Source organism: Paenibacillus apiarius, from assembly GCF_017052585.1.
GTDB lineage: Bacteria > Bacillota > Bacilli > Paenibacillales > Paenibacillaceae > Paenibacillus_B > Paenibacillus_B apiarius.
The window spans coordinates 4,065,682-4,078,383 of record NZ_JAFFHZ010000001.1 but is presented as its reverse complement, the minus strand read 5'-3'; the positions used below and the strand labels follow the sequence as shown (position 1 = coordinate 4,078,383).

Sequence of the window (12,702 nt, the reverse complement as noted above, 5' to 3'; positions counted from 1 at the left end):
GAAAAACATAGTTTCTAACAGGTTGTACTCTTGCAATAAATGGATTGGATTGAGCAGCCACTTCCGGTATATACGGTGAGGGATGTCCTTCTAAACGAGAGGGAGAATGAATAAAAGAACATTCCGCATCATGCGCCTCTGTCACTTCTAGCCGGAACTGCTCCCCCTTCATTCCCGAGAGTCTTCAATTAAAAACCCTTTCCGGCATGTGAACCGAAAAGGGTTGGGTATTATACTATGGTTATGATGTTGCCTCATTGATGTTCAAATCTAACTCGGGCCGGGTTAACCTTCTGACATGCAACCGGGAAATCCGGAGATGATCGGTTTCTTCCACGATAAATTCCAAATGCTGTTCCACCGTAATCCGCTGCCCTTTGCGAGGCGGAACCTCGACCTTGGAATAGATCCACCCGCCGATCGTATCATAATCGTCAGACACGATATCCGTGCCAAAATAGGCATTCACTTCTTCGATCAGCAAGCGGCCGTCGATAGAAAAGTTCATATCGTCCTTTTTCTCGATTTGGGGCCGTTCTTCATCGAATTCGTCTTGAATTTCCCCGACGATTTCCTCCATAATATCTTCTAACGTGACCAAACCGGCCGTACCGCCGAATTCGTCGATAAGCAGCGCGATTTGCACCTTGTTTTTCTGCATCATTTTGAGAAGCGCGCTGATGGACATCGATTCCGGCACACTCATCATCGGCCGAATGATGTCACGGATGTCCTCTAGATCGGCTGGCGCCTTCACCAAGTCTTTAATGTGAACGAAACCGATGATATTATCCTTATCGTTGTCGCATACCGGGTAACGGGTATGCATTTCGGTTATTGCTTTTTGTTTATTATCCTCAAATAAATCCTGTGCGTACAAGCAAACCATATCCGTGCGCGGAATCATGATCTCACGGGCATGCGTTTCCGTAAAGTCAAAAATATTATCCATTAACGTAAGTTCCGTATTATCGATCAAACCGCTCTTATGGCTTTCCTTCATAAGAATACGAATCTCTTCCTCCGTATGCGCCGATTCATGCTCAGATGCCGGTTCAATGCCGAACAGCTTCAGCACCAGATTGGCCGTTCCATTTAACAGCCAGATGAACGGATACATAATCTTGTAGAAAAAACGCAGCGGGCCGGCCGTCCACAGCGCAACTCCTTCCGCTTTGCGGATAGCCAATGTCTTAGGTGCCAGCTCACCCAATACGATATGCAGCACCGTAATGATGATAAACGCAATCACCGTAGCTATGGAATGCACCACTGCGGGTCCTGCGCCCAAGGCCGTCAGCGGGTCATGCAGCAATTCGGCCACCGTTTTTTCCCCAATCCATCCTAATCCAAGTGAAGCTAACGTAATGCCCAGCTGACATGCCGACAAATAAGCGTCCAAGTGGTCTGTTACATGTCTTGCGAATTTGGCTTTCGCATTCCCTTCCTGCACCAGCGTGTCAATCCGGCTGCCGCGCACCTTCACCATCGCGAATTCCGCGGCTACGAAAAACCCATTTAAAAACACAAGAAACAAGACAAATAACAAACCCCAGCCTATCGGTAACGGATCATCCAATCGATTCCCCATCCTCCTCTACAAAGAAGCGGACAGGTGCACCTCCCCATCGTCAAAAAATAAAATCATATAAATATATTATATAAGAAAATACATACAATTCAAACCGACGCGCGGCTGAATTATAATAATAATATGCACCTCCCTGCCATGCGTTGATTGACTTTATATATATTCTGTCTCTACGCCGTCCTATCACCTGATTCAGGCTGCTGTTTGCATATTATTGCTGTTCGGTCGCGTATCGGATGGCTTCTTCAAGCAAACCGATGATATAGGCATCATCGCAAACGTATAAAATGTTCTGTCCTTCGCGGCGGTACCTTACAAAACGATATGCACGCAGTGTCTTCAATTGGTGTGATACGGCAGATTGAGATAACTGCAGCGCATCGGCAACCTGATTTACGGCGCACTCCTCACGGGCAAGCAGCGTTAAAATACGAATTCGCGTCGGGTCACCGAGCGCTTTAAACGTTTGCGAGACGCGTTCAAGCACCTCTGCGTCCAAATCTTTTCCCAGGAAATAATCCATGTTTTTCGTCTCCTTTAATAAGCTCATTCATCCAAGTATCAGCGGTGTCCCATCGAAATGAACATATCCACATATGTACCGCACGCTAATGCCTGTAGGTTGTGACAAAGGAAAACAAAATAAACATGTCGACACTAGGAAACGATTTCAAGTCCCGATCATACATATAATTGTTGCGTGTTCAAAACTCGCTAAAGTCACGTTTCAACTTAAACTTTTGGCTTAGGAGTAGGTGTCGGTTCTGCATAGTCTTCCTTATATTTCTCATCAATCGTGTGCCGAATATCGGGCACCGATTTGCCCTCCCGCTGCATTTGGGATGCTTCGACCGCGATTTCAAGGCAGACGCCGCACCGCGTTCCGTGATCATCCCACAGCACAGCTCCGTTCTCTTCCATTTGCGCGACAAAGCAGTTCAGATTGCTTTCATGTCCTGCGCTCTCCCCGCAGCCGCAATAACAAGGAATATGCTGCAGCAGGTCGTGATTTTGCGCGGCTAATGTATAAATGAGCCTCATCTCATCCTTTTTATCGTCTAAAAAGGGCGGAAGCTCATTCCGTGATGCCGTCGTTTGCTGCAGATCGCCATTCGGAAGCAGACGTTCATGCTCCTCACCGGCATGGGCAGCAGTAGGTTGACTATCTGTGTCGCCCGAGCCGCAGCCGGCGGCAATTAATGACAAGCTCATTATTGCGGACGCGATCAAGAGACGATACAACAAACGCTTTTTACGTTTAGGTTGAATCTTCGCGGACAACCCGTTCCCTCCTCTGTTCCCTCGCTTTTTTGAATGAATGAACTGTATTACCCATTCGTTCAGCCAATGAAACGCGTCACCCCATAACCGATCGCTGCTGCAAGCAAGCCGGTTGCCGCGCTCATCATAATATAAAATAACGCCTGCCTCCGTTTGTCCGACATCATGAGTGATATCGCTTCGTAACTAAACGTCGAAAAAGTGGTGAATGCGCCGCAAAACCCTGCCGCTCCCCCTAAATACAGCAAGGGCGGCAAGCTCGTTTTACATCCGTAAAGCAAGCCGAGCAGCAAGCTGCCCGCTGCGTTAATTACGAATGTCCCCCACGGAAAATCACTTCCCGAGCGCTTACTGACGTAAGCGCCGAGGCGGAAGCGGCACCACGCCCCGCAAGCTCCGCCGACAGCAACCAATAGCCAGCTCATCGTGATACTCCCCCTGTTGCGCCGCAGCTCCGCTTTGCCAGCAGCAGACCGCCCCAAGCGAGCAGCAGTCCGCAGAGCATGCTGCTCAGCTGATAGATGGCAGCGCACATGAGCTTGCCTGCTTCCAGCAGCTGCACCGTCTCAAGTGAAAAGGTGGAAAACGTCGTCAATGCGCCAGTCAATCCCGTACCCAGCAGCGGCTTCCATAATGCGGAGACCCGTGGCCTGACAACTAGATAGGTAAACAGCCAGCCGAGAAAAAAGCAGCCGAACATATTTACCGACCACGTTGCCCATGGAAACCCCGCTTCAAATGGCAGCAGCCGGCTTATGCCGTAACGCAAGCAGGCGCCGATGCATCCGCCGGCTGCAACGGCAGTCCCTGGTGACACTCTGACCGGCAGCAGCCGATGATTATAGGTTTGATTCTCCATACCGTTCCGATCTCCTGCCGGGATTAGCCTCCCGAGTGAATTTATTCGTGACCATCATTCGGATTGCGGCGGCGTTCCTGATTGATCCGCATCTTTGCTTCCGTCCCCTGTTCGCTTGCCATGAAAAATACGCGATTTTTAATCGAATCAGGTAAATACTGCTGCTCCACGTAGTGCCCCGGATAGTCGTGCGGATATTGATATCCTTTGTGTCCGAGCTTATCCGCGCCTTTATAATGCGTATCCCGCAAATGCAAGGGCACATCCGCAGATTTGATATCGTCGAATGCCTGCATGACACGCGCAATGGCCAGCGGAATAGAGTTCGATTTCGGGCTTTCCGCCGCAAACAAAATCGCTTGGGAAATAATATACTTCGATTCCGGCCATCCGATGCGATGGTAAGCCTCAAGGGCGCTTACCGCCTGCACCATCGCTTGGGGATTGGCCAGACCGATATCCTCGCTGCACGCTACGGTCAAGCGGCGGATAAACGTCATCGGGTCCATTCCAAGCTTCTCTACGGCGTAGAGGAACCAGAATAAGGCCGCATCGCTCGATCCGCGTATGCTCTTATGAAAGGCGGACAGGACGTCATACTGCACCGACTCATCCGCTTGGACCGACGGACGCCGAACCGATTCTTCCGCTACCGGAACCGTAATATGGACGGTGCCGTCCGCTTCGGGCGTCGTCGTCATGGCAGCAAGCTCCAGCGCGTTCAACGCGCGTCGAATGTCCCCGTTGGCCATAGAGGCAATATGTTGAAGCGCCCCGGAATCCGCCTTAATCGGCATGAACCCTAATCCCTGCTCCTTATCAGTCAGCGCCCGCTTCATCGCGGCAAGCGAATGCTCCTTCGTGAGCGCCTTAAGCTGGAATAGCGTCGAACGGCTCATCAACGCCCCGTTGACATGATGGAACGGGTTCTCCGTCGTTGCTCCGATAAAAATAATGGTGCCCTTCTCAACGGCCGGCAGCAGCGCATCCTGCTGCGAACGATTGAAGCGATGCACTTCATCCAGGAACAAGATCGTCTTCGTATTGTACATATGTTTGTTCGTCTCCGCTTGCTCAATGACCGCCCGCACGTCTTTTACCGAAGCGTCCACCGCGTTCAAGCGGACGAACTCGCCCTGTGTCTGCTCGGAAATAATGTTCGCGAGCGTTGTCTTTCCGCAGCCTGGCGGACCATACAAAATGATAGACGAGACACGATCCGCCTCAATGGCTCTGCGAAGCAGCCGTCCCTGGCCGACGATATGCTCCTGTCCAATATACTGATCGAGCGTCCGGGGACGCATGCGGTCGGCTAACAGCCGCATGCCCGGTTCCCGGTCTTCCTGATACGAGAATAAATCCATATTCATCACCGTTATTCTATCGTTTTAAGGAGGTCACGCACGACGACGCTTACCATGATGAGCCCGGCAACCGGCGGAACAAAGGAATTGCTTGCCGGCGGCTGCTTTGCTTTGCGGATATCAGGCGCCGTCTCCGGCACAATCTTCTCCGTTACATCGCTTCGCGGCTTCATCGGCTCTTCTGTCGAGAAGACGACCTTCACGCCTTTCTTAATGCCTTCTTTGCGCAGCTTCTGACGGACGACGCGTGCGATTGGATCGACCGTCGTCTTCGAGATGTCGGCCACCTGGAAGCGTGTCGGGTCCATCTTGTTCGCGGCGCCCATGCAGGATATGATCGGGAGCTTGCGCCGCAAGCATTCCTTAATGAGGTGAATCTTGTATGAAATCGTGTCCGAGGCGTCGACGACATAGTCCAATTCGTATTTGAACAGTTCCTCGCACGTTTCCTCCGTGTAGAACATATTTAACGCAATGGCGTCACAATCTGGATTGATGAGCTTTATCCGCTCTTGCATCAGCTCCGCCTTCTTCTGCCCTACCGTCGTCGTAAGGGCATGAATTTGGCGGTTCAGATTCGTAATGTCGACAACATCCTTGTCGATTAAAATAATGCGACCGACGCCGGTTCTGGCCAGCGCTTCCGCTGCAATCGAGCCTACGCCGCCAATGCCGAGCACGGCGACCGTGCTGTTCTTCAGCTTCTCCAGCCCTTCCGGGCCGATCGCTAATTCAGTACGCGAAAATTGATGTAACATCGTCTATTTACTCCTCCTGCCACATAAGCGGCACATAGTCGGAACGCCCCTTGCCGCCGGATCCAGCAGTTGGTCTCCGGGCGAGGGGCGTCATATCAAGCTGTCGTCAAACAGCCGCGTGGCTTATTGCTCTTCTTTCTTTTCTTTCTTCTTATATGTCGATTTGATTTGCAGCAGCTCCAATTGGCCCGAATCCACTTCATTCGGCGCATCCATCATGAGATCCACCGCGCTTGCCGTCTTCGGAAACGCGATCGTCTCGCGCAAGTTGCTGCGGCCTGCAAGCAGCATGATAAGCCGATCAAGACCGAAGGCGATACCGCCGTGCGGAGGCGTGCCATACTCGAATGCGTTCAGCAGGAAGCCGAATTTCTCCTGCGCTTCCTCTGGAGAATGGCCCAGCGCGCTGAACATTTTCTCCTGCACTTCGCGCTTGTATATCCGCATCGATCCGCCGCCGACCTCGTATCCATTCAAGACAAGGTCATATGCTTGAGCGCGGATTTGTCCTGGATCCGTGTCGAACAGCTCCAGATCTTCATCCTTCGGACGAGTGAACGGATGGTGTTCCGCCACATAACGCTTCGCTTCTTCATCATAGCCGAGAAGCGGGAAGTCCACAACCCAAGCGAATTTGTACACACTGTCGTCGATCAGGTTCAGTCTGCGTCCGATCAGAAGGCGCAGGTTGCCGAGCACGTCGTAGACGACCTTGCGGTTATCCGCGGAGAAGAGCAGCAAGTCTCCTTCTTCGGCACCTGTCCGTTCACGAAGCGCGGCAATTTCTTCTTCGCTCATGAACTTCACGATTGGTCCGCGGAATTCGCCGTCCTTCACTTGAATCCAAGCCAAGCCTTTAGCTCCGTAGCGCGCCGCATACGGTGCGAGATCGTCGATATCCTTGCGGCTCCATGTGCCGCAGCCTTTTGCGTTCAGCACCTTCACGACGCCGCCCTTCTCGATGACGGAACCGAACACTTTGACACCGCTGTTCGCTACGATGTCGCAGACGTCAACCAGTTCGAGGCCAAAACGAAGGTCCGGCTTGTCAGAGCCGTATTTCTCCATCGCTTCTTGGTAAGTGATGCGTTGGAACGGTGTCGGGATGTCCACGCCTATCGTCGTCTTGAACAGGCGAACCATCAGCTGCTCCATCATATCGTGCAATTGATCTTGGGAGACAAAGGACGTCTCGATGTCGACCTGAGTGAATTCAGGCTGACGGTCCGCACGCAAGTCCTCGTCACGGAAGCAGCGCGCGATTTGATAATAGCGTTCCATTCCGGACACCATCAACAGCTGCTTGAACAGCTGCGGCGATTGCGGCAAGGCGAAAAATTCACCCGGGTGCACCCGGCTCGGCACAAGATAATCACGTGCGCCTTCCGGCGTGCTCTTGGTCAAGATTGGCGTTTCGACCTCTACGAACTCGTTCTCATCCAAGAAATCGCGGAACACCTTCGTCGCTTTCGAACGAAGCGCCAACGTCTTCTGCATTTCTGGACGGCGAAGGTCCAAATAACGGTACTTCAAGCGAAGCGATTCATCGATTTCAATGCCGTCTTCGATAAAGAACGGCGGGTTCTTCGCACCGTTCAACACTTCGATTTCGGTTACGCGAACTTCCACCTCGCCGGTAGGCATGTTCGGATTAACCGTTTCTGCGTCGCGCAGAACCACTTGTCCGCGAACGGCAAGCACATATTCATTACGCGCACGGTCCGCAATGTCATGCGCCTCTTGGGAGAATTCCGGATTAAAGACAATTTGCACCAACCCGCTCCGGTCGCGCAGATCGATGAACAATACGCCGCCTAAGTCACGCCGGCGCTGCACCCAACCGTTTAACGTAACTGTTTCTCCAATTTGAGCTTTTGTAATTTTTCCGCAATGATGCGTCTTGTACATCATGTGATGCACGCTCCTCACTTATATAATGTCATGGCTGCGCCATGTAGAGATTCGCCATTAAGATGACGTTATCTGCAATGTAAGTCTCTGCCCGGCGTTACCCTTGCTTCAATACGCCTGTCAGTTCATTCAGCTTGACGAAACGCTGCTCGCCGGTAGAGAGCTCTTTCACGGCAATTTCACCCCGCGCGAGCTCGTCATCGCCCAGAATACCCGCATAGCGCGCTTGCATCCGGTCTGCTGATTTCATCTGCGCCTTCATCTTGCGGCTCTGATAATCCTTCTCCGCCGCAATCCCTGCCTTGCGCAGTTCATACAGAAGCTTCGTCACCTCATCTTCCGCCTGCTCGCCGAGTCCGACCAGATAGATGTCTAACGGAGGAACATCACTGCATACAATGCCTTGCTTCTCAAGCAAAAGCGCAATCCGCTCCATTCCAATCCCAAAGCCGATGCCCGGTTGGTCCGGTCCGCCGATATCGGCCACAAGGCCGTTGTAACGTCCGCCGCCCCCAACCGTATCAATGGCGCCGATCCCCTGCGCCTTATATTCGAACGCCGTATGCGTGTAATAATCGAGGCCGCGCACAAGGCGGTGATTCACCTCGTAATCGACGCCCATCGCCGTTAAATATTCCTTCACCTTGGCGAAGTGCGTCGCACACTCTTCGTCAAGGCTGTCAAGGATGGATGGAGCTTCCTTGAATTTGTCCTGATCCACCTTGCAGTCCAGCACGCGCAGCGGATTCCGCTCCATTCGGGATTGGCAATCCTTGCACAGCGTTTCTTTCATCGGTATCAAGAAATCAAGGAGCCGCTGGCGGTAAGCCGCCCGGCTCGGCGCATTGCCGACCGAATTAATCTCTACGCGCACACCGCTTAATCCGACATCCTTCATGAATTGATAACCGAGCGCGATAATTTCCGCATCCAAGCTCGGAGCGGCGGAACCGAATGCTTCCACCCCGAATTGATGGAATTGGCGGTAACGGCCTGCCTGCGGCCGTTCATAGCGGAACATCGGCCCCATATAATACAGCTTCGTAACATCCGGTTCGCCATACAGCTTGTTTTCAACATAAGAGCGAACGACCCCTGCCGTATTCTCAGGACGAAGCGTCATGCTGCGATCGCCTTTGTCCTTGAACGTATACATTTCTTTTTCCACGATATCGGTCGTCTCGCCGACACCGCGCTCGAACAGCTCGGTCTGCTCGAATATCGGCGTCCGAATTTCTTTATAGTTGAATCGTTGACACAAGTCGCGCGCTTTCCGCTCGATCGTCTGCCACGTCTCAACCGTGCCCGGCAGCAAATCCTGAGTGCCCGTCGGTTTCTGATAAGCCATACCCATGGTTTCAACCTCCTATATAAATAAAAAATCTCCCGTCCCGCAAAAATCAATTTGCAAAGGGACGAGAGATGGTAGTTTTCCATTCACCCGTGGTGCCACCCACATTCCGCAAGACAGACGAGTTCATTCCTCACACGAATGCAAAGCATCGTCTGACTGCGCTTCATTTACGTGTAACGTGCGTATCACGCCGAACGGCTACTTCATGCAGTGGACAGCCTGCATACAAAGCCAGCTGTCTGTTTCGCCGTTGGTTCTCGGGGATGTCATTCATTCATCCATCATATAAGGTTCTTCCAGCCTAGGAACCTCTCTCTGTATATAAGGGGGTTGAACTACTTGTTCCCGTCATCAAATCAATATGAAAAGATTATTCAATCCAAATTATATTGCGATTGTCGGAATATAAAGAACATTGTAAGGATGCAGCACGCTAAAGTCAAGAAAAAAACCTACATCGAATGTAGGTTTATCAAAAGTATATTTTTAAAAGGGGGTCATGCTTGTTATTATAGGTTGTCAATGTTAAAGGAAGATGAAACGAATATTACAAAACGATTACAAAAAATAAAGCGTTTTATTTTCATCTACTGGAACAACTCTGACATCATTTCAATTTTTTTACGAGTCACTTCCATATAGTTGTCATTATATACCTTCGGCTCCTTCGGATTGGCAAAGCGGCTTATAACACCCGTCTTCGGGTGCACCCACTTCGAGCTCGCCCCGCAGCCGAGTCCGAGTATCGTTTGAATCTCTTCAATGATTAAAATGTTGTATAAGCTTTCCGCTCCAGGCAAACAATATCCTACATTTTCCAAGTTGCCCAAAATATTTTTTTGGCGGTATAAATAATAGGGCACGTAACCGTGCTCAGTGGTCCAATTTCCGGCCAATTCCATCATGCGGCCAATTTCTGCGCGGTCCGCCACCTTGAACTTCTCTTCGCCCCGGTGCTTGGTCATCTCCGATGCCCGCTTAAACGACAGCGTATGGACCGTAACCGATTCCGGCATCAGCTCCTTCGTCTTCGCAAGCGTATGCTCGAACTCTGGAACCCCTTCTCCCGGCAGGCCGATGATAAGGTCCATGTTGATGTTGCCCATGCCCATTTCACGCGCCAGCTTATATTTTTCCACCGTTTCCTCTACACTGTGATGGCGGCCGATAATATCAAGCGTCTCCTGGATATATGACTGGGGATTGATACTGATACGGTCGATGTTCCACTTGTTCAGCACGGCCAATTTGTCCGGCGTAATCGTATCTGGCCGCCCCGCTTCCACCGTGATTTCGCGCACGCGATCCACATCAGGGAACGACGTCGCCATCTCTTCGTACAGCATATCCATCTCTTCAGCCGTAATGCTTGTCGGCGTGCCGCCTCCGTAATAGATCGTCGTAATGCGAATGCCGCGTTCCTTCAAGAAACGGCCGGTTTCCCGCATCTCGTAATGAAGGCCGCCCAGGAACGAATTCACCGAGCCTTGCCGCCCGTTTATGTCATAGGCCGGGAACGTGCAGTACGCGCATTTGGTCGGACAGAAGGGGATGCCGATATAAATGCTAATCTCCTCCTGCAAACGATCCAAATCCGGCAATGCCGTCAATTGCCGATCGACGATCCGCTCCATCAGGCCAATTTTATCATCCGTAATCAAATATTCCTCTTTCAGCATACGCTTCGCTTCAACCTGGGACAATCCTTTGCGGCGGGCGTCATGCATCAGCTTCGTCGGACGGATACCGGTCAAAATACCCCACGGCTGCTCGATTCCGGTCCACTCCGTCAATACCTGCAAGAGCGCATGGGCAAACGCGCTCTTCACCTGCTTCCGATATTGCTCATATGTCGCCTTCGCCGGAAACGGGCGTTCATTGCGGGCTTCCAGTGTCTTGCCTTCGTCCGGCAGACGAAGGGTGGCCTTTACATGCACCAACCCCGCTTCCGTTCGCGGAAATGATTCGGGCGTCAATTGCTCTGAACCGGATTGCATCAGCCCGATGACGGCATCTTCCCCGTCGGGCGGCACGGAATCGGGATCGAAGCTCACCTGATACGTTACTTCAGGCTGCTCGACAAACAATTGGACAATATGGACAAGCGAGCGTTCAAACGCCGCCTCGTTAGCAATTAATGTAATGCGCATCGTTCCAAAATTCCTCCCAAGCAAGCAAAAAAGGCTGGCAACGCCGCCTTTTCTATGCGTAAAAAAGCGCTCATATCCATGAGCGCATTAACGATATCCTAGCATATCTCAGACAGAAAATAAAGCATTCGCGGTCAATCGAATGTTTCGACGTACCCGCCATGTTCACGAATGAGCAGCACGGCTTCGTCATAACGTGAGTGTTCAACCTTGGCCGCCACCACATAACGCAGATCGTCCGGAGCCGAGGTTGGCTCGGAAATCGATACCTGCTCCGGACTGAAATCCGCCTCCTCGCCGATGGAATCCGTCGTCGGCGGGGCGGATGCGGCAATGTTGTCGTCATCGCGCGCAAACATTACGCCTGCCGGAGCAAAGCTGTCCACGCCGCCTACATAGGTCGAGCCATTTAAATTACTGGTCGCTAACGGGGCAAACAAGAGCGCTCTCCCGTCAACTGACTCCTCTAATTCGCCTACTTCAATATTCGACGCCTCTACGGTAACGAGCCTTGTACGCAAGGATTCCGCTTCATCTTCTGTTCGTGTATAGGCTTGAATCCGTTTCATGTGTATCACCTCATTATCCCTATTGTGCGCTTTGCGATTCATTTCATGCGGGAAGCTTCCTTGTTGTCCATATACCCTGACGATTACCGGGGTGAAACAATGACGCCCGGACCTCCATCTTATACAAGACAGAGCACCCGGGCGTCATCTTCTCAATATGCTAACGTTTCATATGCGCTCCGCTGCGGCGAAGCGCTTCTTGATGTTCCGCTTCTCCGCGGAGAAGCTTGGCTGATTCCTTCAATGATTGCGCCGATGTCCATGAACTGTACTGGATCGCCAATTGAATCAAAGACTGCCGCACGAGATAACTCCCTTTTAATACCAAGACTTATTTAACGCACTATTAGTATGAGCGGTTCTTCGGTTCATTAATCATGGGCGTGCTCCTGCAGCAGGACGCTCAGCCTCGGCTGTCGATAATGAGGGTAACCGGTCCCCAGTTAGTGAAGCTGACATCCATCATTGCGCCAAAGCGGCCAGTCTCCACCGTCAGTCCTAGAGAACGCAGCCGTTCGTTAAACAGATTGTACAGCCGTTCCGCTTGATCCGGTCTGGCCGCAGACATGAAATTCGGCCGTCTCCCTTTGCGGCAATCACCATATAACGTAAATTGAGAAACGGAAAGGATGGCGCCGTTCACATCTTGCACAGAGAAATTCATCTTCTCCGTTTCATCTTCAAAAATACGCAGGCCGGCCACTTTGTCCGCCATCCAGCTCACATCCTGTTCCGTATCCTCATGCGTAACGCCTACGAGCAGCATCAGCCCCTGCGCAATCTGACCTGCCGTTTCTCCACCTACTGTGACACGGGCTTCTTTGCACCGCTGCACAACGACTTTCATCTTTGTTCCTCCTGATTT

At 51.7% G+C, this 12,702-nt stretch carries 13 protein-coding genes; all 13 read right to left on the bottom strand.

Annotated elements, in window-relative coordinates:
• Positions 1-241: 241 nt before the first annotated feature.
• Positions 242-1,591 carry a hemolysin family protein gene (locus JSQ80_RS18310; RefSeq protein ID WP_240463713.1) on the bottom strand — a complete coding sequence of 450 codons (1,350 nt, stop codon included), beginning with the start codon at positions 1,589-1,591 and terminating at the stop codon, positions 242-244.
• A gap of 211 nt (positions 1,592-1,802) precedes the next feature.
• Positions 1,803-2,114 (bottom strand): ArsR/SmtB family transcription factor, encoded by a 312-nt coding sequence (locus tag JSQ80_RS18305; protein WP_087432420.1) that lies wholly within the window; start codon positions 2,112-2,114, stop codon positions 1,803-1,805.
• Between the two features lie 209 nt (positions 2,115-2,323).
• The gene (locus JSQ80_RS18300) at positions 2,324-2,872 is read right to left on the bottom strand and encodes a PCYCGC domain-containing protein (RefSeq protein ID WP_240463712.1); all 549 of its coding nucleotides are present in this window, start codon (positions 2,870-2,872) and stop codon (positions 2,324-2,326) included.
• Positions 2,873-2,931: 59 nt separating this feature from the next.
• The gene (gene crcB / locus JSQ80_RS18295; RefSeq protein WP_206096238.1) at positions 2,932-3,297 is read right to left on the bottom strand and encodes a fluoride efflux transporter CrcB; all 366 of its coding nucleotides are present in this window, start codon (positions 3,295-3,297) and stop codon (positions 2,932-2,934) included.
• Positions 3,294-3,731, bottom strand: coding sequence for a fluoride efflux transporter CrcB (crcB, locus tag JSQ80_RS18290; protein ID WP_206096237.1), 438 nt, complete (start codon positions 3,729-3,731; stop codon positions 3,294-3,296). Before crcB (JSQ80_RS18290) ends, crcB (JSQ80_RS18295) begins: the two co-directional genes overlap by 4 nt.
• Positions 3,732-3,772: 41 nt before the next feature.
• Positions 3,773-5,095 (bottom strand): replication-associated recombination protein A, encoded by a 1,323-nt coding sequence (locus JSQ80_RS18285; RefSeq protein ID WP_206097652.1) that lies wholly within the window; start codon positions 5,093-5,095, stop codon positions 3,773-3,775.
• A gap of 11 nt (positions 5,096-5,106) precedes the next feature.
• On the bottom strand, positions 5,107-5,853 hold the full coding sequence (locus JSQ80_RS18280; protein WP_206096236.1) for a tRNA threonylcarbamoyladenosine dehydratase: 747 nt from the start codon (positions 5,851-5,853) through the stop codon (positions 5,107-5,109).
• A 123-nt stretch (positions 5,854-5,976) separates the two neighbouring features.
• Positions 5,977-7,761 (bottom strand): aspartate--tRNA ligase, encoded by a 1,785-nt coding sequence (gene aspS, locus JSQ80_RS18275; protein ID WP_240464164.1) that lies wholly within the window; start codon positions 7,759-7,761, stop codon positions 5,977-5,979.
• A 100-nt stretch (positions 7,762-7,861) separates the two neighbouring features.
• Positions 7,862-9,112: a histidine--tRNA ligase gene (gene hisS, locus JSQ80_RS18270; protein WP_206097651.1), complete on the bottom strand. Its 1,251-nt coding sequence runs from the start codon at positions 9,110-9,112 to the stop codon at positions 7,862-7,864.
• Positions 9,113-9,705: 593 nt separating this feature from the next.
• Positions 9,706-11,268 carry a coproporphyrinogen III oxidase gene (locus tag JSQ80_RS18265; RefSeq protein ID WP_206096234.1) on the bottom strand — a complete coding sequence of 521 codons (1,563 nt, stop codon included), beginning with the start codon at positions 11,266-11,268 and terminating at the stop codon, positions 9,706-9,708.
• 134 nt (positions 11,269-11,402) lie between these two features.
• Complete coding sequence (locus JSQ80_RS18260; RefSeq protein WP_240463711.1) at positions 11,403-11,837, bottom strand: flagellar basal body rod protein; 435 nt, start codon at positions 11,835-11,837, stop codon at positions 11,403-11,405.
• 160 nt (positions 11,838-11,997) lie between these two features.
• A complete protein-coding gene (locus JSQ80_RS18255; protein ID WP_176392739.1) occupies positions 11,998-12,141 on the bottom strand; it encodes a hypothetical protein in 144 nt (47 codons plus the stop codon).
• Positions 12,142-12,240: 99 nt separating this feature from the next.
• The gene (gene dtd / locus JSQ80_RS18250; RefSeq protein ID WP_087432413.1) at positions 12,241-12,684 is read right to left on the bottom strand and encodes a D-aminoacyl-tRNA deacylase; all 444 of its coding nucleotides are present in this window, start codon (positions 12,682-12,684) and stop codon (positions 12,241-12,243) included.
• Between the last annotated feature and the right edge of the window lie 18 nt (positions 12,685-12,702).

What these genes read in the sequence shown, in the direction of transcription:
- dtd (WP_087432413.1), bottom strand. Translation starts at nt 12,684, where the DNA reads ATGAAAGTCGTTGTGCAGCGGTGCAAAGAAGCCCGTGTCACAGTAGGT.
- JSQ80_RS18285 (WP_206097652.1), bottom strand. Translation starts at nt 5,095, where the DNA reads ATGGATTTATTCTCGTATCAGGAAGACCGGGAACCGGGCATGCGGCTG.
- JSQ80_RS18260 (WP_240463711.1), bottom strand. Translation starts at nt 11,837, where the DNA reads ATGAAACGGATTCAAGCCTATACACGAACAGAAGATGAAGCGGAATCC.
- aspS (WP_240464164.1), bottom strand. Translation starts at nt 7,761, where the DNA reads ATGTACAAGACGCATCATTGCGGAAAAATTACAAAAGCTCAAATTGGA.
- JSQ80_RS18305 (WP_087432420.1), bottom strand. Translation starts at nt 2,114, where the DNA reads ATGGATTATTTCCTGGGAAAAGATTTGGACGCAGAGGTGCTTGAACGC.
- hisS (WP_206097651.1), bottom strand. Translation starts at nt 9,112, where the DNA reads ATGGCTTATCAGAAACCGACGGGCACTCAGGATTTGCTGCCGGGCACG.
- crcB (WP_206096237.1), bottom strand. Translation starts at nt 3,731, where the DNA reads ATGGAGAATCAAACCTATAATCATCGGCTGCTGCCGGTCAGAGTGTCA.
- JSQ80_RS18310 (WP_240463713.1), bottom strand. Translation starts at nt 1,591, where the DNA reads ATGGGGAATCGATTGGATGATCCGTTACCGATAGGCTGGGGTTTGTTA.
- JSQ80_RS18280 (WP_206096236.1), bottom strand. Translation starts at nt 5,853, where the DNA reads ATGTTACATCAATTTTCGCGTACTGAATTAGCGATCGGCCCGGAAGGG.
- JSQ80_RS18265 (WP_206096234.1), bottom strand. Translation starts at nt 11,268, where the DNA reads ATGCGCATTACATTAATTGCTAACGAGGCGGCGTTTGAACGCTCGCTT.
- crcB (WP_206096238.1), bottom strand. Translation starts at nt 3,297, where the DNA reads ATGAGCTGGCTATTGGTTGCTGTCGGCGGAGCTTGCGGGGCGTGGTGC.